Origin of the sequence: Tumebacillus algifaecis (assembly GCF_002243515.1) — a bacterium.
In the GTDB taxonomy this organism is placed as follows: Bacteria; Bacillota; Bacilli; order Tumebacillales; family Tumebacillaceae; genus Tumebacillus_A; species Tumebacillus_A algifaecis.
In genome coordinates this window covers 1,973,007-1,990,472 of sequence record NZ_CP022657.1, presented here as the reverse complement: position 1 = coordinate 1,990,472, position 17,466 = coordinate 1,973,007, and the positions used below count along the sequence as shown (strand labels likewise).

The following is a 17,466-nucleotide window of genomic DNA, read 5'->3' as shown; positions in this document are numbered from 1 at the left end:
TCGAATGAAAAAAAGACTCTCCCTTCTACTCGCCACAACGATGATCACAACACTCAGCAGCACATCTGCACTGGCAACGATGCCTGCAAACAATGACACCAGAACGAGCGGCTCGATCCTAGGCGCTTTCCAAGCAAGTCTGCGCTTCCTCGATGTACATCGAGATGATTGGGCGTTGCGCTTTATCACCGAAGCTAGTACCAAAGGTATCATCCGCGGCGACGGCTCTGGTCAATTCCATCCGAGCGCCAACGTCTCACACGAAGAAGCGATCGTCATGACCGTCCGCGCGATGGGATTGACCGACAATGCGCTCGCTCTAAAAGAAGTACCGCTCGCACTGCAAGACGCAGCAAAAGTTTCAACGTGGGCACGCCCGTTCGTCGCGCTTGCCATTCAAAACGACTTGCTTGATCAAGACAGCCTGCTCGCCCCACAGGCAAGCGCAGATCGCAAATGGGTGACCGAACTGGTCGTTCGCGCTATCGGACTACAAGCGGAAGCAGAAGCACATCGAGAAGACAAATTGTCCTTCAAAGACGCTTCTGCAATTAAAGCGGACGCGGTGGGATACATAGCGGTCGCTGTCGAAAAAGGTATCCTGCTCGGCTATCCGGACAAAACGTTCCAGCCGAACAAGCCGGTCAAACGCAACGAGATGGCCGTCATCCTCTGCCATGCAGAAAACCGCTTTGAATATGATGAGGACCTTCAAGTGCAGACCCAAGGTCAACTGACCGGCACGATCGCCATGGTCACATCTGAAGGCTTGACTTTTAAAAGCCGCACACATCAAGACCTCAACCTGAAGTTCGCCAGCACCTATTACGTGTTCATCGATGAAAAGATCTCCTCCGCCTCCCAACTGCAAGTTGGGATGAACGTGCGCGTCTTCCTGAATGAGCGGGGCCAAATCGTCTTTATCCAGGCGAAAAAGCAAGCACCGCAACATGAGCAGTTCGAATCGTTTGCACACGGGCAGGTGCTGGCCTACACAGCTCCGCAAGCGAACAAGAAAGGGAAGATCACCGTGTTGCTGCAATCGAAGACCGCCTTAAAACAGGCGAGTAAAAAACTGACGCTCGACATCGCAACAGATGCTCCGGTCATCATGAATGGCAAAACGAAAACGTTTGCCGATGTCAAAGTCGGTGACAAAGTAGGACTCACGATTCTCAACAACACGGTCGTCAATATTGACGTCTTCCCACCTCTGCTCAAATACCCTGAGTAAATGAAAAAACACCATCCCCGAGGATGGTGTTTTTCGTACCGTCAACTCTACCGCAGATCGAATCCGTTTTGTCCAAAAGGTTTCGGTTGAGCTTGAATGCCTTCAAAGACGAGCATCCAGCCATTTTCTGCACGATAGATCTTTGTTTCGGTCTTGTCGTCGATCATCAGCAGATGGAACAAGGAAGCGTTCGACTTCAGATATGGGCTGAGATGCTCATCGTGCAGGCGCAGGTTGAGCACGCGGTGCTTATCCTGCTGCGGCACCGCCACCCCGTCTGTCAACGGAAAATCGGCGATGGTGACCGGCGGCAAAAGCGGCGATTTCGTATGCGACTTGCAATGCTCATAGGCGCTGCGCGTCGCTTTTGCTTTTCGGCTCTGTTCGAGAACATAAGCGTAATACATTTCCAGGCTCCTCGCTTCCAATGGTTAGCGTTCGCGCTCTTCTTCCTCCTCGTCATCCTGGCCTTCCCACTCTCGCAACTTCTGCTGGTAGCGAAGTTTGCGCTTGATCTCCTCTTCGGGGGACCACATCGAACGGTCCACCCGAGAGAAGATAAAGATGAATGGCAAGATCAAAAGCAACCCGATCACTGCCACGCCAAGTCCCGAAAGCAGCGAATAGAGCAACGAGACTCCACTCAGATACAGGATCAGAAAGACGGTTGGGCAAAAGATGAGACACGTCCGCCACCAAAAACGATAATAGGACATGCTTGTTGCCTCTCAGTCAGCGCGATTAGCGCTGTGCAAAATCGGCCAGCAAACGTGCACCATAGCCGGTTGCGCCTTCATTGCTGTACGAGTGCGAACGGTTGACAGCCATCGGGCCTGCCATATCGACATGCGCCCACTTTTGGTTCTCGCCGACAAAGTTGCGCAGGAACAGCGCCGCGGTGATCGCGCCTGCCAGGTCGCCGGAGCCGATGTTCGCCATATCGGCGATCGGGGAGTACAGAAGATCTTCGTACTCGTCGAACAGCGGGAGTTCCCACACTTTTTCACCGGTGTAGTTTGCCGCTTCTTTTACCGCGTTTGCAACGCTTTCATCGTTAGCGAACAGGCCGGACATTTTGGAACCCAGTGCACGCATGCAAGCGCCAGTCAGGGTCGCAATGTCGATGACACGCTCAGCACCGATCTCTTGGGAGAGGATCAGCGCATCCGCCAGCACGAGGCGGCCTTCCGCGTCGGTGTTGCCGATCGAAACGGACTTACCGTTGCGGTATTCGATGATCTCGCCCGGCAGCAGCGCGTTGTTGTCGATCAAGTTTTCTGCAGAAGCGATGATGCCGACCACATTGACCGGAGCGTTCAGACGGGTCAGGATGTACATTGCACCGACAGTAGCGGCCGCACCACCCATGTCCATCCGCATGTCGGACAGGTCGCGGGACAGCTTCAAGGAATAACCGCCTACGTCAAAGGTCAGACCTTTGCCGACCAGTGCGGTCGCTTGTTTGGAGGTGTCGTTTTGGAAGTTGATCTTGATCATGACCGGCTTGTGCGCGGAACCGCGACCGACTGCGATCAGGCCGTTGTACTGCTTTTCTTCGAGCTCTGCGCCTTTGAAGAGCTCAACTGTAGCACCCGAGTCTTTGAACAGATTTACCACGTAGTCTGCCAGATCGAACGGACGCATTTTGTTGGTCGGCTCATTGTTCAGCTCGCGAGCGATCACAGTGCCTTCACCGTAGATTTTACCGCGGTTCAGCGCGCCTTCCAGACCGGTCAAGTCGCCATCGAGGGAAGCGACGGTGATGTTTTTCACCGTGCTTTCTTCTTTATTCGCCTTGTATTTATTAAATTGGTACTCGCCCATCACATAGCCTTCAGCTACTGTGTGCACGAGGTCTTCATTGGAGAAAGAGGTGCCTTCCGGAAGCAGGACGGTCACGTCAGAAACGCCTTCTTTGCGTGCTGCGCGCGCGCCAAAAGCTACCACGTCACGGAATTTGTTCAGATCGAACTTCTTCACATCGCCGAGGCCGATGACGACAAAGCGAGTGCCTTCCGCATCAAACCATACGACATGATCCTTCTTCTTACCATGATAATCGCTCAGCTTCAGGCCGAGTTTCTCCACATTTTGACCGATAAACACAGGCAGGATCGTCGTCTTGCCCGCTTGATATGTACCGAGGTTAAAATTCATCTCAAGGTCCCCCTTTTCGCGCTTTCAAAACTTTCGCATATGGAAATATTCTTCTCTGTCATTATACCTTTTTCACCTGAAAACACCAAGGAAAGTTTTTCCCACTAGGGCGATATCCATCCCCCTGTACGTTCGACCGCCCGCTTCCACCCCGCATAGCGTAGCTCGCGTTCCGCCGCCTCCATCTGCGGCAGAAATGCGGTCTCTTCCCAACCGATGCGCTGCAAGTCTTCCATGCTTCCCCAAAAACCGATCGCAAGCCCAGCCAAAAAAGCGGCACCTCTGGCTGTGGACTCATGGTGCTGGGGCCGCACGACCTTCGCACCGAGCAGGTCAGCTTGGAACTGCATCAAGAAGTTGTTTTGCGTCGCGCCACCATCGACGAGCAGCTGTGTGATCTCAAGGCCGGCATCCGCTTGCATCGCATCGAGCACGTCGCGGGTTTGATAGGCGATCGCTTCCAGCATCGCCCGTGCGATGTGCGCTCGCGACGTATCGCGGGTCAGTCCGAAGATCGAACCTCGCGCATACGCATCCCAATATGGCGCGCCAAGCCCGGTGAAAGCAGGCACGATGTAGACACCGCCCGTATCAGGCACCGAAATGGCCAGCTGTTCCGATTCGGCAGCATCTTCTACGATGCGCAGTTCATCGCGAAGCCATTGGACTCCAGCTCCAGCGATAAAAACGCTGCCTTCCAGCGCGTACTGCACATCATCTCCAACCTTCCAAGCGATGGTGGTCAACAGCCCTTGATGCGACACGGTTGGCTTCGATCCGGTATTCATCAGCAAAAAGCATCCGGTGCCATATGTGTTTTTCGCCATGCCTTGTGTAAAACAGCCCTGTCCGAACAAGGCGGCCTGCTGATCCCCTGCGATGCCCGCGATCGGTACTTCCACGCCCAGCACGCCGGTACAAGTCTTGCCGTACACTTCGCTCGACCCGCGCACTTCCGGCAACATCGCACGAGGAATGCCAAAGAGGGCGAGCAGTTCATCATCCCAATCGAGTGAATGGATGTTGAACAGCATCGTGCGCGAGGCGTTGGTCACATCGGTGATGTGGAGTCTCCCTGCGGTCAGCTTCCAGATCAGCCAAGTGTCGATCGTTCCGAACAGAAGCTCTCCACGTTCTGCCTGCTCGCGCAGTTCAGGCGACGCATTGAGCATCCACTCGGCCTTGGTTGCCGAAAAATAGGCGTCGAGAACCAATCCCGTCTTGGCGCGGATCATGTCCGCGCATCCAGCCAGTCGGAGCTCGTCACAGCGCCCAGCCGTTCGGCGACACTGCCAGACGATGGCGTTGTGGATCGGCTGCCCGGTCGCCTTGTTCCAGATCACCGTCGTCTCCCGCTGATTGGTGATGCCGATTGCCGCCACCTCGTCAGCTGAGATGCCCGCAGATTGCAAGGCGTTTTGCAATACAAGCAACTGCGTGTCCCAGATTTCGAGCGCATCATGTTCGACATGACCAGGCGCTGGGTAGTGCTGTGAAAGAGGAAGATGATCTGCTGCAACCGCTTGGGCGTTTCGGTTAAACACAATCGCCCGCGAAGAAGTTGTGCCTTGATCGAGCGCCACCACATAGCCTCGTTGCTTTTTGTCCGACATGAAGTGCGCCCCCCTTTCTCATCTGTCTTTATTTTAATTGAATTTTGAAAATTAGGCCAGAAGCCAACCCTTCTTTCTGCCAAATCTTACGAGTTTGTGAAAGACACCATCCAGTAGGTGAAATCTGTTGCATAGCTTTGAAAAATAGTGGTATCATGACTAATAGAAATTCAGAGCGTTGGGAGGGACTCCTGTGTACCGTTATTATATGGGTATTGCACTTATGTGTTTGGTCATGGCAGTATTCGGTCTGTTGTTGTCGGTAAATGCTGCTGCATTTGCTACGATCCTCGTCGGTTTTGCTGGTGCATTCTTGGCGATCGCATTCATCACTGCAGGTCCGGAAGCACGCTGGTAGCTAACAATTCGCTCGTATATCTAGTATATACACCTAACATGGCCCCTGTGGATTTCCACAGGGGTTTCTTCATGTTTTCAGCAATCTGCATACTTCCGGCAACAACACTTCCGCTTTTTTGTTGCAGTGGATGATCGGCACCCCGTTTGACTTGGCAATCCTCGGCAAGGAGCAGATCGGCTCCATCTCAAGCTTCGTTCCGACGATCAACAACAGATCGGCTTGACCCACCCAATCGGCCGCCTCCGCGATGTGGCGGACGTCCTCTCCGGACAAGACGATGTTGGGTTTGAGCGGTTTGGCACAGGTCGGGCATTTCGGCATCCGATTGTGTTCAGCAACATGGGATGGATAGAGTGCGAAACAAATTTCACAGATCAACTCGCGCAGGTTGCCATGAATCTCCAACACTTCTGCACTGTCTGCTTTCAGATGCAGCCCGTCCAAATTTTGAGTGATGATCCGCACGTTCGCTTCGGCTAACGCAACATGTGCGGGATTCGGCTTGGCTTCCCGCCATTGCAGGAGCATGTCGCGGTAACAGTCATAGAAGGTCAATGGATCACTGCGATACATCTCAAGGGTAAACATCTCCTTCAACGTCCAGTTACGCCATCTTTTGCCCGCCGTCGGCAGTCCGCTGGGGACGGAAATGCCCGCTCCAGTGATCGCCGTCGGACGCACAGAAAGTTCCGCCCACCGTTTCCACATCGTTTCCATGTCGATTCCTCCTTTGCATAACAGTATGACCTGAAATCGCATACTACCCACAACGAAAGCTGACGGAGGTGAAAGGTTGGCACAGGGCCTGTTATCTGCGGAGCATTTGACGATGATCTCGACCGGCTTTGTCGTCGGCACCTTGGCTCGGCTGTTGACTCTGAAAGAAGATTATCGGCAGTATCCCAGCTATCCGAACGGATTTGTGCTCCATCTTGTGACGGGAGCGGTGGCTGCTGCTATCGGTGCGGTGGCGCTTCCGTCGCTGCTCACGCAAAACTTTGTCGGTGTTTCCTTTTTAGCGCTGGCCATACAGCAGTTCCGCGACGTGCGCAGGATGGAAAAAGCATCCTTGCACGAGCTCGAAACATCGGAGTTTACCGCCCGTGGGACTGCGTACATCGACGGGATTGCCAAAACGTTTGAGGCGCGCAACTACCTGTCTTTACTCAGCGCCTTTCTTTGCGTGCTGACGATGTTGCTCGTTCCCGGCCATCGTCCCCTGCTCGATCTACCAGCCGGAGTTGCGGTCGGTTTCGCGACACTCTGGCTCCTGCGCCGCTATACGAAAGGCAAAGCGGTCGGCGACATCGCGGACATCCGCATCGCCACCATTTCCTTTGAACAGGACAAGCTCTTTGTGGACGACATCCCCGTACAAAATGTCGGCCTGCCTGAGGCACGCGAACGTTTTGAAAAAGAGGGTCTGGCGGTGATGATCACACCGCACGATGCGGATGGGCAGATCATCCTTGCCAACTACGGGCAGCGTCAGGCGATCGTCCATGAAGCGGCGCGCACATTGGGATTGAAACGCTATCATTGCATGCGTCGCGATTTTGACACGGGGCGCATCTGCTTTGCGCTGATTCCGATTCGCCGCGATGCAGGCGCGCTGTTGCAACTTGTCGCGCAAGTACCACTGCTTGAATCGACGAAAAAAAGTACGCGGCTGCGCAATCCACAACTGTTACCCACCAAAAAAGGAGAATGAAGGATTGGAAAAACGTTCCCGTGACATTCTTGCTGTGATCGCACTCGACAAGGATCAACTTGCCGGTGGCAAAGCGCAAGCCTTCCTCGCCGACTCCAAGGAAGCCTGTCAATCGTTATCCGCCGAGCTCGCCCAAGCGTTGCGCGGTGAAGTGATCTCCCTCTCCAACGGAGTCTTTCTGGTTGTCGATTTCTGAGCGATCAAAAAAACCCAGCCACGGCGGCTGGGTTTTTTTCATGTTACGTCCATTGTACATTCGGCCCGCCGGAGAGCAGGTCGCTTTTGTCATTGACCGCCCAGTTCGATTGGCGTTCGCGGCCGATCGTGGTGGTAGGACCATGGCCGGAGTAGACGGTGGTGTCTTCTGGAAGCGTATAAAGCTGCTCACGGATGCTTTGGATCAACTGCGCGGTATCACCGCCGGGCAGATCGGTGCGACCAATCCCGTTGTTAAACAGGGTATCGCCAGCCAGCACGAATCCATCGCCGACGAAGACGACATGGCCCGGAGAATGCCCTGGTGCGAAACGGACTTCCATTTTGTGCTCACCGAGGGTCACCGAATCACCGTGTTTTAGCAGCACGTCTGCGCCCGGCCCATCGATCGGGTCGATATAGTCCGGATAGCGCGCCGAACCGTTCAACAGCGGATCGGTCAGCCAGTCCTTCTCCACTTCATGGATCATCACCTTTGCATTCGGTGCCGCCGCCTTGACTTCGCGCAGTCCCGCGATGTGATCCAGATGCGCATGCGTGATCCAAATGCCAACCACATCCAACCCTTTGATCGCTGCGATCACTTCGTCAGGGTCCTGCCCTGGGTCAACGATCACCGCCTGATTGGTTGCTTCATCGACCAGCAGATAGCAATTTTCCTGAAACATCCCTAGCACAAACGTATGTATTTTGATGTTCATTCGCATTCCCTCCTCTAGGCAACTCTTTCTACTTTTGTTATACCATATGGCAAAGGAAAAGGACATGTCCACCCAGACATGTCCTTTTCCTTTGTTGATTTAGCCTCATTTATTAAAGTTAGAGACTCCACACATCATACAGGTCGGCAACCGGAATTCCCAACGCGTGGGCGATGCTCGACAGCTTGGTAGCGTTTGCGCCACGGTTTCCCGACTCAATCGCATAGATGTATGATTGTGAAACTCCTGCACGATCAGCCAGTTCTTTTACCGACAAACCCGTTTGTTTTCTGATCTTTTTTAGTTGCATCCCGATTGTCAAATCACTCATCTTATCTGACTCCCCATTTTTTCCATTATTGTCTTTCCCCTACCCAAGGTGAGCAATAATGATTGATATTTACTTATTTTATAACATAATTTTTCGAACAATGTACGTATTCGCTTTAATTAAACCTACATCGACAATGTTCGACAAAATATTACTTTAAAATGTCTCTTCTATGGTGTTTCTCAAACGACTTTGGTAAAATACAAGTACAGCCATTTGAATCGTTGGAGGTTGGATATGAATCAGGCTTGGAAGAAACGGCAATCCATTCAAATTGGTCAGAATATTCGTGATCGTCGTAAGGCGATTGGATTGACCCAGTCACATCTGGCTGCAGGTCTCTTTTCTGTACAGTCGATCTCCTTGATCGAGCGAGGCAAATTACATGTCACGCCGGAAATCTTGGAGGTCTTTGCCTCGCGCTTGAGTTGCAGCGTACAAGACCTGATGCAAATGCACGACCTCCAAGAAGAGTGGTTGGACGAGCTTCTTCAAACGGCACGCCGCCTTCGCGAGATTAATCAATCGGCAGAGGCGATAGAAGTCCTGCATAAGCTCTATACGGAAGCGCTTTCGAAGAACAACATGCTCTATTTACAGGAAAGTTCCTACATGCTTTGCCTCCTTTACCACTCAACTGCCAAATACAGCACATCGACAGACTGGGGACGAGAAGCGTTGCGCGTTTTCGACCCCGAGCCGCATCTGGATCGTGTACTCAACACCTACATCACGTTAAGCCGCAACTCCTATATGGTCGGCAAGATGTGGGAAGCTTTCGACTTGCTCCGGGAAGCGGAACATCTTGTAGAAGATCCATCCGCAACGACCGAAGCGGGCAATCTCTATTTCAGCATGGCGCTGATCAAGCAAATGCTGCAAAACTGGGAAGGCTGCATCTGGTATTCAGAACAAGCCCTCGCGCAGTACGAACATCTCGACGAAATCATCAAGATCGGACGAACCTTGATGATGATGGGAACTGCGTATAAAAATCAAGGCCGTGTCAACATCGCCAGGCGACACATCGAACGCTCCATTCGCATCCTGAGCCAGACCACCGATGTCCGATCCTTGGCTCGCTGCTATCACAATCTCGGAGAAGTAGAGATCAAGGTCGGCAGTCATGAAAAAGCACGCAAGTATTTTTTGCGCTCACTCAAGTTGAAACGGCAATCGAACGACACCCCCAGTATTCAGAACACTTTGCATGCCCTAGCCAAAGTCGAAATGAAAAACGGCAACCTTGAAGAGGCGCGAAACATCCTCCAAGATTGCCTAAGACGTGCCGAACAGATGAATAATCCCCTGCAATTGGCTGTCACCAAGCGTCATTTGGGTGACCTTTCCCTGATGCAAAATCAAGAAGAAGAATTTGTTCACTTTTACAAACAAGCGATCGAAGCGTTTGAAAAACTGGAGTTTTCCACCGAATTGGCCGAAGCTGCGGAGAAGTTGGGGGATTATTACATCGAAAAAGGGAGGGAACGGCTGGCTGTCTCCTATGTGCGTCTGGCAAATCAGCATTACCGAAAACTGCTTAAAAAATCGTAGAGGAGCAGAGAAATATGAAGAAGGTCGCTTTGGTTGTTGTGATTGGGTCCGCTCTTTTGATCGGACTTTACCTATATGACAAAACGTTCTTTGCGGATGATCCGCCAATCTGGACCAAATGCAAGAGCGGACAGTTGGTCCTGCACCCTGAACTTTGTCCTCCAGAATAATTGCATAAAAAAGGAGATTCCCACTCGTGGAATCTCCTTTTTTGTTACGTGAGCGGTACCTCCGTACGCACTCGATTTTCAAATGTGCAAAGATGAGCGTATCCTGCCGACCGAATATAGGCGATGGCCGTGTCATAATCGGCTCCGACATCTTCGGGGCGGTGTGCATCTGAGGAGAGTGCAATCGGCACGCCCGCAGCATAGCAGGCGCTCAAGAAGTCTGGTGCCGGGTACATCTTCTGCACCGGTTTGCGCAGACCGGCCGTTGAGACTTCGATACACTGGTCATATCGCTTGAAATGGGCGGCCAACTTGCTATACCAGCCTTGCAGGAAGTCGGCATCATCAGGAACATGTCCGAACACTTTGATCACATCGGGGTGCCCGATAATCTGAAACAGTCTCGATTCGGCCAGCTTCATCAAAGTTTCAAAGTATTCGTTGTACACTTCCTTGATGTCTCGTTCCTCCCAAACGGTGCGATATTCCAGCAGGTCAAACCCAAAATCGCCCAGCCAATGCACCGAGCCGATCACATAGTCGAACGGGTAGGAGGCAAGGAACTCACGCACCGCCTCCTCGCAACCGGGGATGTAATCAAGCTCAATGCCGAACTTGACCGCATGACCCGCCTTGCGCGCATCCAGCACCATCTGCATGTACTGATCAAGGTCTTCCGTCCGCTTTTTGTCCGTCCATTCATTAGCAAAAAGCGAACGGGTCTGTTTGAAACGATATCCGTGCTCCGAAATGCCAAGCTCTCCGACCCCGCGACGCCGCGCAGTCTCAATAAACTGCTCCAGCCACTCTACGGAATACGGTCCGCGTTCCGTATGGACATGATAATCGGTTCTCACTCGCGTCACCCCATTCTGCTAGATGACACCTATTTTATCAGAAAAGTGTTACTCGATCATCATCTCCATCGGCGAAGAGGCGTTAGCATAACGCTTCTTCGGAATGCGTCCAGCTGCGTAGCCTTTGCGTCCGGCAAGGATCGCTAATTTCATCGCTTCAGCCATCAAGACCGGATCTTTCGCACCAGCCACGGCGGTGTTTAACAGCACAGCGTCCGCGCCAAGTTCCATCGCAGCCGCCACATCGGCCGCAGAGCCAACCCCCGCATCGATGATCACCGGCACTTTGCCAGCGCACTCTTCGATGATAAATGACAGGTAGTGCGGATTGAGCAGACCAAGGCCGGAACCGATCGGCGAAGCGCCTGGCATGATCGCATGTGCGCCCACTTCGACCAGATGGCGCGCCAACATCGGATCATCGGACGTGTACGGCAATACGGTGAAGCCTTCGTTGACCAATTGCTCGGTCGCTTTCAGCGTGCCGATCGGATCGGGTAGCAAGGTGCGCATGTCGCCGATCACTTCCACTTTGATCATGTCACACAGACCGGATGCCTTAGCAAGGCGTGCGATGCGCACCGCTTCTTCTGCCGTTTGTGCACCTGCGGTGTTTGGCAGCAACGTATACTTTTTCAAGTCGAGACGCTCCAAAAAATTCGGATTGTTCGGGTTGTCAATATTTAATCGACGGATCGCAAAGGTCAAAATTTCTGTTTCCGATGCGTCTACCGCCTGTTGTTGGATGTCAAGATCGGAGAATTTACCTGTCCCAAGCAACAGGCGAGAGGAAAACTCATAACTACCGATTTTCAAAGTGTCTGCCATGTTCCGCACCTCTTTCATATTAATAGCCACCGCCTACAAAATGGACGATCTCAATCTTATCGCCATCATGCACCTGAGTCCCAGCGTATTGATCGCGAGGCACGATGTTCAGGTTGTGCTCAATGATGATGATCCGCTCGTTGAGCCCAAAATGATTGACCACGTCGGCCAGCGTTTGCACCGCTTCCACTTCGCGCTGTTGTCCGTTGATGAGCAAAGTCATCCGCGTGCCCCCCTTTCCAGATCGACGATCTGACGGATGTTCTGCGCTGCCGCTTGCACATCATCGCTGCCGATCACCGCCGACACTACCGCCACGCCGTTGGCTCCATTTCGGATGATCTCGGCAACATCTTCCGCCTTGATCCCGCCGATCGCGACGATCGGAAGCGACACATGCCTGCGCACCTCTTGCAATCCAGCTGCGCCGACCACAGGCTCGGTGTCCTGTTTGGTCGCCGTCTGTTTGATCGGACCAAATCCGATGTAGTCGGCGCCTGAACGTTCCGCTGCCACCGCTTCTGCCACATTGTGCGTGGAAATCCCAACAATCTTGCCAACTGCCAACATCTCGCGAGCCACTTGAATCGGCAGATCACTCTGTCCCAGATGCACACCGTCAGCGTCTACCGCGCGAGCTACATCGATGCGATCATTGACGATCAACGTAGCACCCATCTCTTTTGTAATGCGGCGTAGCAATAGACCTGCTTCGAGCAGTTGGCGCCCTGTGTACTCTTTTTCTCGCAGCTGAATACAGTCGGCACCGCCATGAATCGCAGCGCGGATCACGCTTTCCAAGGAACGACCTTTTAGAAACTGGTGACCGGTGACCACATACAATCTTGAATCCATCGCCAACACCTCCACCTTGCTCAAAAAATAAAAAAGCCGCCTCCGAAAAAACAGAGACGGCTCCATCACACGTGTACATATGCGTGTCGGCCATCCCGCTTCCCTACGCTGGCATTACCCAGTCGAGTCAGGTTCCAAGGGTTGAAGGAAAAAGTGCCTTCTCTCAGCCTCCGCTATGATGGAAGCACCCCTAGGGGATTACACGCTTTTCATGATACCATTCGTACCCTCGACTGACAAGTTTGTTTGCACTAGTGCAGACGGGGCAACTCGGTCAAACTAAATCCGATCACCTGATCGGCAAACAAGGTCAATTGCGGCAGATGTTGCTTCTGCCCGTGATTGTAGAGTGCCACATCGCGCAGAGAAAGTATCGGCGCGGTATCGACCAGTTGGAGTCCTTGCTCCTCCTGCTCCATCAAAGCGAGCAGATCACTTCTGACATGGGTCACCATCGAGGCCACGTCCGGTCGCAGTTCCCCAGTTTCTTCTTCCGAATAGCTTTCCGCATAGGTTGGCTTGATCTCACAAAGCGTACCTTCCAGCTTGCCAAACGCGGTGAGCAACACCACGCGCGGCATGGTGCCATCGATTCCAAAGCGTTTGATCAGCTTTGAGAGTGCCTCCATGGTCAGCCACTTCATCGAAAGCCGATGTTCCATCGCCATAGGGATGGTTGGGAATGCAGGCTGCGCTTCCTGTTCCTTGTCTTGCTGATCGTTTTGCTCGTTAGCCATAAGCGCCTCCTATGAACAGGACTAGTGGGCGATAGCGGCTACGGTCGAAATATCCACTTTGACCGGTTTTTGGTATGCGCCCAGAAACATCACGCCAATAACGCCGATACAACAAAGAATGAATGCAAATCGCTTCATAGGTCACACCTCCACCTTTCAATTTTACTGAAGGCTTCCGTTTTGTCCAGAGCGATTTACCCATTCTTACTTCGAATCGTTGTTTTCTTTGCCGAGCAGTCTACGATGCTCGACTTTTAAACACTTGTCCATCACGACGACCAGTCCAGCATCCTGCGCTTTTTTCGCCGCTGTTTCATCGACGATATCAAGCTGTGTCCAGACCGCCTTCGCACCAATTTCGATCGCCTGATCGACGATGGTTGCCACTTCACCGCTGCGGCGAAAAACGTTGACAATATCGATCGGCCCTTCGACTTCGGTCAAGATGTGCTGAGCTTTTCGACCCAACACAGATTCGACTGTCGGGTTGATCGGCACTACTTCATAACCTTGCGACTGTTCATAAGCGGCCACTTGATAGCTGGCTTTCTCGGGGTCGCCCGACAAGCCGACCACGGCGATCGTTTTGCTGTTTTGGAGCAGATCAACAAGTTGCTGATCGGTGGGGTTTTGAAACATCAGACTCTCTCCTCGCATTCGGTCGATTCATCGCAAGTTCATCCGACATAATTCAACAATATTGTATAATATTTTGAATTGTTTCACGTGAAAACAATATTTACTTAATGTATTTCACGCCGTATCGGCCCTTGCTCGTTCTGTAAATTCCTACATGTTCTGGGCTCTTGTATTCGTTCGACCACCAGTCTTCACGAAATCGCGCCGCCAGACACCCCGCTTGAAATTTACTGTCGAATAATTTGCCATAATACACCCATGTCATGTCGTCCCTGTTCTCCTTTGCCAGCTGTTTGCCCTAACAGTATTCCCCACTCCCCCTATAATTTTCAAGGAAAAGCCTGATTCTCCAATGGGAAGACTACCCTGTAAGGAGGGAGTTTAACATGAACGTTTACACTCGAAGCAAAGGTTGGCTCATGATTCTAACCGCACTAGCGCTCGTCGGCTGCGGCAACCAAGGAGCTGCCCCTGCTAAACAACAACCGCAGCCACAGCAACAAGGCGACCAAGTGGAGATCAAAACAACGCCTGCCGAACGCAAACCTAACCCCAAGCAAGTGAGCGAAACGAACAAACCGAACTACACGGTGCGCGCCCCACAGGTCCAAGTGGCCGGCAACCAAGGTCAAGAAAGCGCAGAACAGCAGGCTGACTCGTTAGCGAATATCATGACCCGAATTCCTGGCGTAGAGCATGCCTCCGTATTGATCGCCGGCAAAATGGCATTGGTTGGTCTCGATCTGCATCCCAGCATCACCGGGTCACAGATCGACTCGATCAAATTTTCGGCCAAAGAAGCGGTAGAACGTAACGGCGACGGCTATCGTGCCCTGGTATCGGCCGACCTCGACACCGTCACGCGGGCACGCACTTTGATCCGCGACATACAACACGGAAAACCGATGACCGCGATCTCAAATGAAATTGCTGACATCGTCTCTCGCCTGATCCCGGAAATGTAAAAAAGTGGTGTTCCTTTGCAGGAACACCACTTTTTTATACGTTACCGCCTGTATCGCGTGGCAAGAGCACATTAAAGGCAGTTCCTTGCCCGATCACACTGTCCACGACGATGTCGCCATGATGGCTTTTCACAATGTTATAGGTGATGGCGAGGCCAATGCCAGTGCCGCCTTTGCTCCGCGTTCTGGCTTTGTCCACTTTGTAGAAACGATCCCAGATATAGGGCAGGTCATCAGGCGGAATCCCCTCGCCCGTATCCTGTACGCCGATGCGCAAGAATGAATCCTCTCGGGCCAAAGACAGCGTGATCATTCCGCCTTTTGGAGTGTGGCGGAACGCATTGTCGAGCAAGTTGGTGAACACCTGTTCCAAACGGTCGGCGTCCCCCAGCACGGTCGCCGGGTCGGAGTTCTGAAGCACGTTGACGTGCAACGTGACATTGCGTTCATGGGCGACCGTAGAGAATTTGCGCCCCACGCGACGGATCAAGACCCCCATATCGACCTGAACTTCGTGCATCTGGAACTGGCCTGACTCCAACTGTGCCAGATCGAGCAGGTCGTTGACGAGGCGACGCATGCGGTGCGTTTCATCAAGGATGATGTTCGTCAACTCCTCGCGCTGCTCAGGATCGTCGCCAAATTCATCGAGCAACGCTTCCGAGTAACCTTGCATCATGGCAAGCGGGGTGCGCAACTCATGGGAGACGTTGGCGATAAAGTCGCGGCGCATCTTGTCGAGCGCCCGCTCGTCGGTCACGTCGCGCAAGACAGCGACGACACCCCGTAGCGAATCTCCATCTTTTTCATAGAGCGGCGCCATCGTGACGATCAACACCCGGCCTTGCCAGTTCAGCTCATCGATAAGCGTTTGACCGCTCTGCATCACCTGTTGCTCACAGGCGTACAAATCTTTTGGCAATTGCTTATCGGAGGGATGACCGATTTCGGCCATCTGCTGTGCGCGGATGTAGCGGCGGGCCGGGGGGTTGGCCAATGTGATCGCACCGTTGAGATCGGCTGAAATCACTCCATCACTCATCGACGTGATGATCGAGGCGAGCTGTTCTTTTTCTCGCTCCAGATCGTCGATGTTCTCTTCAAGCTTGTGGGCGAGCGTGTTCACCGTCAGTCCGAGCCGACCCACCTCGTCTCCGGTGAGGACTTGTACTTTCCCGCTAAAATCTCCCTGCATCATGCGCTCTGCAATCTTGTTCATCTGTACGATCGGAATGGACAAGTTGCGCGAAACGACAAACGCGAGCCCGGTCGCGAGCACGATGGCAATCCCAGCCGAGAAGAACAACAGATCCTGCACTTTCTCCATCGCGGTCGAGGCTGAGATCGGCTGCACGACATAGAGTAGACCGCCGATCTGACCACGATTGATCAGCGGCTGAAGCACCCAGAAGCTAAGATCTTTCTGGCTTGCGTCCGGGTCCCAGGTCGGTGAATAACCGCGTTCGATCACCGTGTTTCCCGTGCGCAATTGCTCAAGTTGCTTGATTGAGAGCTTAGCGATCAGATAATCGCTATCTGGCGGTTGCACCAACCTGACCAGCGCGCTCTCCTCCAAGGCCAACTCCTGCAAGACTACCATTGCCACATCCTGTGAGTAGTTGACGATCACATCGGCCATATGATGTGTGCGGATCTGCAAGCGATCTTGTTCCGTCTGGAAAAAGTAAGAGTCAAACAATTGTTCTAAGAAGATCGAGAGCAACAGCAATACGACGGTAAAGAGTCCGATAATCGTCAGCCAAAGCTTACCTGTAACGCTGTTGCGAATCACTCGGCCACCTCAAATTTATATCCGACACCCCAGACGGTGACGATCATCGTGGCCGCCTGCTCCGACGCCTTGCCCAGTTTTTCACGCAAGCGCTTGATATGCGTATCGACGGTGCGCTGATCCCCGTAGAACTGGTAGTTCCAGACATCGCGCAGCAGTTCTTCACGCGAGAACACTTTCTCCGGACGCTGTGCTAAGTAACAGAGCAGTTCGTATTCTTTTGGAGTCAAAGACACTTCTTCCCCATCGCAGAGCACGCGACGCGAATCCAAGTTGATCGTCAAGCTTTTGAATGTCAAAACGGAAGAGACAGATGCCGGCGCTTCTTTGTCGGTCGCTTGCATGGCGCGTTTGAGCAAGGATTTGACGCGCATCACCAGTTCGCGCGGCGAGAACGGTTTGACCACATAGTCATCCGCCCCCAGTTCAAACCCGTGGATGCGACTCATCTCATCACCTGCTGCGGTCAGCATGATGATCGGAGTCTCGTTGTTCTGCTGGCGCAAAGCGGCACAGACATCACGACCGTCCATGCCCGGAAGCATCAAGTCGAGCACGATCAGGGAGTATTGGTTTTCCAGCGCCTTGTCCAACGCCTCCTGACCATCTTCCGCCTCTTCGACTTCAAATGCGTTGCGCTCTAAGTACATGCGCACCAGACGACGGATGCGCTCCTCATCATCGACCACCAAAATCTTGGGGTTCTTCATTTGCTCCATCTCATTCACTCTCCCTTATAGAACGA

At 52.9% G+C, this 17,466-nt stretch carries 21 protein-coding genes and 1 riboswitch; of the genes, 6 read left to right on the top strand and 15 right to left on the bottom strand.

Annotated elements, in window-relative coordinates:
* Nucleotides 1-4 precede the first annotated feature (4 nt).
* Nucleotides 5-1,234, top strand: coding sequence for an S-layer homology domain-containing protein (locus CIG75_RS08955; RefSeq protein ID WP_094236341.1), 1,230 nt, complete (start codon nucleotides 5-7; stop codon nucleotides 1,232-1,234).
* Nucleotides 1,235-1,281: 47 nt separating this feature from the next.
* Here CIG75_RS08955 and CIG75_RS08950 read toward each other — a convergent pair whose 3' ends face one another.
* The 4 genes from CIG75_RS08950 to glpK form a co-directional block, all read right to left on the bottom strand.
* The gene (locus CIG75_RS08950) at nucleotides 1,282-1,641 is read right to left on the bottom strand and encodes a hypothetical protein (RefSeq protein ID WP_094236340.1); all 360 of its coding nucleotides are present in this window, start codon (nucleotides 1,639-1,641) and stop codon (nucleotides 1,282-1,284) included.
* A gap of 24 nt (nucleotides 1,642-1,665) precedes the next feature.
* On the bottom strand, nucleotides 1,666-1,950 hold the full coding sequence (locus tag CIG75_RS08945) for a hypothetical protein (protein WP_094236339.1): 285 nt from the start codon (nucleotides 1,948-1,950) through the stop codon (nucleotides 1,666-1,668).
* Between the two features lie 25 nt (nucleotides 1,951-1,975).
* Complete coding sequence (locus CIG75_RS08940) at nucleotides 1,976-3,391, bottom strand: leucyl aminopeptidase family protein (protein WP_094236338.1); 1,416 nt, start codon at nucleotides 3,389-3,391, stop codon at nucleotides 1,976-1,978.
* A 104-nt stretch (nucleotides 3,392-3,495) separates the two neighbouring features.
* On the bottom strand, nucleotides 3,496-5,004 hold the full coding sequence (gene glpK, locus CIG75_RS08935; protein WP_094236337.1) for a glycerol kinase GlpK: 1,509 nt from the start codon (nucleotides 5,002-5,004) through the stop codon (nucleotides 3,496-3,498).
* 235 nt (nucleotides 5,005-5,239) lie between these two features.
* On the opposite strand from glpK, the gene CIG75_RS21420 reads away from it, so the two are divergent.
* Nucleotides 5,240-5,362, top strand: a complete 123-nt coding sequence (locus CIG75_RS21420) for a hypothetical protein (protein ID WP_265415072.1) — start codon at nucleotides 5,240-5,242, stop codon at nucleotides 5,360-5,362.
* Between the two features lie 69 nt (nucleotides 5,363-5,431).
* Here CIG75_RS21420 and CIG75_RS08930 read toward each other — a convergent pair whose 3' ends face one another.
* Entirely contained in the window at nucleotides 5,432-6,082 is a 651-nt protein-coding gene (locus CIG75_RS08930) for an SIR2 family NAD-dependent protein deacylase (protein WP_157729464.1), read from the bottom strand.
* Between the two features lie 76 nt (nucleotides 6,083-6,158).
* On the opposite strand from CIG75_RS08930, the gene CIG75_RS08925 reads away from it, so the two are divergent.
* A complete protein-coding gene (locus CIG75_RS08925; protein ID WP_094236335.1) occupies nucleotides 6,159-7,076 on the top strand; it encodes a YIEGIA domain-containing protein in 918 nt (305 codons plus the stop codon).
* A 4-nt stretch (nucleotides 7,077-7,080) separates the two neighbouring features.
* Complete coding sequence (locus CIG75_RS08920) at nucleotides 7,081-7,272, top strand: capping complex subunit for YIEGIA (RefSeq protein ID WP_094236334.1); 192 nt, start codon at nucleotides 7,081-7,083, stop codon at nucleotides 7,270-7,272.
* Between the two features lie 43 nt (nucleotides 7,273-7,315).
* Here CIG75_RS08920 and CIG75_RS08915 read toward each other — a convergent pair whose 3' ends face one another.
* Nucleotides 7,316-7,993 (bottom strand): MBL fold metallo-hydrolase, encoded by a 678-nt coding sequence (locus CIG75_RS08915; protein WP_227874388.1) that lies wholly within the window; start codon nucleotides 7,991-7,993, stop codon nucleotides 7,316-7,318.
* Nucleotides 7,994-8,111: 118 nt separating this feature from the next.
* Nucleotides 8,112-8,324: a helix-turn-helix domain-containing protein gene (locus tag CIG75_RS08910; protein WP_094236333.1), complete on the bottom strand. Its 213-nt coding sequence runs from the start codon at nucleotides 8,322-8,324 to the stop codon at nucleotides 8,112-8,114.
* Between the two features lie 237 nt (nucleotides 8,325-8,561).
* On the opposite strand from CIG75_RS08910, the gene CIG75_RS08905 reads away from it, so the two are divergent.
* Entirely contained in the window at nucleotides 8,562-9,878 is a 1,317-nt protein-coding gene (locus CIG75_RS08905; RefSeq protein WP_094236332.1) for a helix-turn-helix domain-containing protein, read from the top strand.
* Between the two features lie 214 nt (nucleotides 9,879-10,092).
* Here CIG75_RS08905 and CIG75_RS08900 read toward each other — a convergent pair whose 3' ends face one another.
* The 6 genes from CIG75_RS08900 to CIG75_RS08875 all read right to left on the bottom strand — a co-directional run bounded on the left by CIG75_RS08900 (nucleotide 10,093) and on the right by CIG75_RS08875 (nucleotide 13,964).
* The gene (locus CIG75_RS08900) at nucleotides 10,093-10,905 is read right to left on the bottom strand and encodes a histidinol-phosphatase (RefSeq protein ID WP_094236331.1); all 813 of its coding nucleotides are present in this window, start codon (nucleotides 10,903-10,905) and stop codon (nucleotides 10,093-10,095) included.
* A gap of 48 nt (nucleotides 10,906-10,953) precedes the next feature.
* Entirely contained in the window at nucleotides 10,954-11,733 is a 780-nt protein-coding gene (locus tag CIG75_RS08895) for a thiazole synthase (RefSeq protein ID WP_094238389.1), read from the bottom strand.
* Between the two features lie 19 nt (nucleotides 11,734-11,752).
* Nucleotides 11,753-11,956, bottom strand: coding sequence for a sulfur carrier protein ThiS (gene thiS, locus CIG75_RS08890; protein WP_094236330.1), 204 nt, complete (start codon nucleotides 11,954-11,956; stop codon nucleotides 11,753-11,755).
* On the bottom strand, nucleotides 11,953-12,588 hold the full coding sequence (gene thiE / locus CIG75_RS08885; protein ID WP_172844437.1) for a thiamine phosphate synthase: 636 nt from the start codon (nucleotides 12,586-12,588) through the stop codon (nucleotides 11,953-11,955). The genes thiS and thiE overlap by 4 nt, the downstream gene beginning before the upstream one ends.
* Nucleotides 12,589-12,671: 83 nt before the next feature.
* A riboswitch (TPP riboswitch) is annotated at nucleotides 12,672-12,790 on the bottom strand.
* A 49-nt stretch (nucleotides 12,791-12,839) separates the two neighbouring features.
* On the bottom strand, nucleotides 12,840-13,325 hold the full coding sequence (locus CIG75_RS08880) for a hypothetical protein (RefSeq protein ID WP_094236329.1): 486 nt from the start codon (nucleotides 13,323-13,325) through the stop codon (nucleotides 12,840-12,842).
* A 204-nt stretch (nucleotides 13,326-13,529) separates the two neighbouring features.
* Nucleotides 13,530-13,964: a CoA-binding protein gene (locus tag CIG75_RS08875; protein WP_094236328.1), complete on the bottom strand. Its 435-nt coding sequence runs from the start codon at nucleotides 13,962-13,964 to the stop codon at nucleotides 13,530-13,532.
* 386 nt (nucleotides 13,965-14,350) lie between these two features.
* On the opposite strand from CIG75_RS08875, the gene CIG75_RS08870 reads away from it, so the two are divergent.
* Nucleotides 14,351-14,929: a YhcN/YlaJ family sporulation lipoprotein gene (locus CIG75_RS08870; protein WP_094236327.1), complete on the top strand. Its 579-nt coding sequence runs from the start codon at nucleotides 14,351-14,353 to the stop codon at nucleotides 14,927-14,929.
* A 34-nt stretch (nucleotides 14,930-14,963) separates the two neighbouring features.
* Here CIG75_RS08870 and CIG75_RS08865 read toward each other — a convergent pair whose 3' ends face one another.
* Nucleotides 14,964-16,721, bottom strand: coding sequence for an ATP-binding protein (locus CIG75_RS08865; RefSeq protein ID WP_094236326.1), 1,758 nt, complete (start codon nucleotides 16,719-16,721; stop codon nucleotides 14,964-14,966).
* The gene (locus CIG75_RS08860) at nucleotides 16,718-17,431 is read right to left on the bottom strand and encodes a response regulator transcription factor (protein WP_094238387.1); all 714 of its coding nucleotides are present in this window, start codon (nucleotides 17,429-17,431) and stop codon (nucleotides 16,718-16,720) included. The genes CIG75_RS08865 and CIG75_RS08860 overlap by 4 nt, the downstream gene beginning before the upstream one ends.
* Nucleotides 17,432-17,466 lie beyond the last annotated feature (35 nt).

Bases quoted from the DNA above. Each gene is read 5' to 3' on its own strand.
- CIG75_RS08870 (WP_094236327.1), top strand. From the start codon at position 14,351: ATGAACGTTTACACTCGAAGCAAAGGTTGGCTCATGATTCTAACCGCA.
- CIG75_RS08940 (WP_094236338.1), bottom strand. From the start codon at position 3,391: ATGAATTTTAACCTCGGTACATATCAAGCGGGCAAGACGACGATCCTG.
- CIG75_RS08910 (WP_094236333.1), bottom strand. From the start codon at position 8,324: ATGAGTGATTTGACAATCGGGATGCAACTAAAAAAGATCAGAAAACAA.
- CIG75_RS08880 (WP_094236329.1), bottom strand. From the start codon at position 13,325: ATGGCTAACGAGCAAAACGATCAGCAAGACAAGGAACAGGAAGCGCAG.
- CIG75_RS08860 (WP_094238387.1), bottom strand. From the start codon at position 17,431: ATGAAGAACCCCAAGATTTTGGTGGTCGATGATGAGGAGCGCATCCGT.
- CIG75_RS08955 (WP_094236341.1), top strand. From the start codon at position 5: ATGAAAAAAAGACTCTCCCTTCTACTCGCCACAACGATGATCACAACA.
- glpK (WP_094236337.1), bottom strand. From the start codon at position 5,004: ATGTCGGACAAAAAGCAACGAGGCTATGTGGTGGCGCTCGATCAAGGC.
- CIG75_RS08945 (WP_094236339.1), bottom strand. From the start codon at position 1,950: ATGTCCTATTATCGTTTTTGGTGGCGGACGTGTCTCATCTTTTGCCCA.
- thiS (WP_094236330.1), bottom strand. From the start codon at position 11,956: ATGACTTTGCTCATCAACGGACAACAGCGCGAAGTGGAAGCGGTGCAA.
- thiE (WP_172844437.1), bottom strand. From the start codon at position 12,588: ATGGATTCAAGATTGTATGTGGTCACCGGTCACCAGTTTCTAAAAGGT.
- CIG75_RS08950 (WP_094236340.1), bottom strand. From the start codon at position 1,641: ATGTATTACGCTTATGTTCTCGAACAGAGCCGAAAAGCAAAAGCGACG.
- CIG75_RS08930 (WP_157729464.1), bottom strand. From the start codon at position 6,082: ATGGAAACGATGTGGAAACGGTGGGCGGAACTTTCTGTGCGTCCGACG.
- CIG75_RS21420 (WP_265415072.1), top strand. From the start codon at position 5,240: ATGGCAGTATTCGGTCTGTTGTTGTCGGTAAATGCTGCTGCATTTGCT.
- CIG75_RS08915 (WP_227874388.1), bottom strand. From the start codon at position 7,993: ATGAACATCAAAATACATACGTTTGTGCTAGGGATGTTTCAGGAAAAT.
- CIG75_RS08905 (WP_094236332.1), top strand. From the start codon at position 8,562: ATGAATCAGGCTTGGAAGAAACGGCAATCCATTCAAATTGGTCAGAAT.
- CIG75_RS08875 (WP_094236328.1), bottom strand. From the start codon at position 13,964: ATGTTTCAAAACCCCACCGATCAGCAACTTGTTGATCTGCTCCAAAAC.
- CIG75_RS08895 (WP_094238389.1), bottom strand. From the start codon at position 11,733: ATGGCAGACACTTTGAAAATCGGTAGTTATGAGTTTTCCTCTCGCCTG.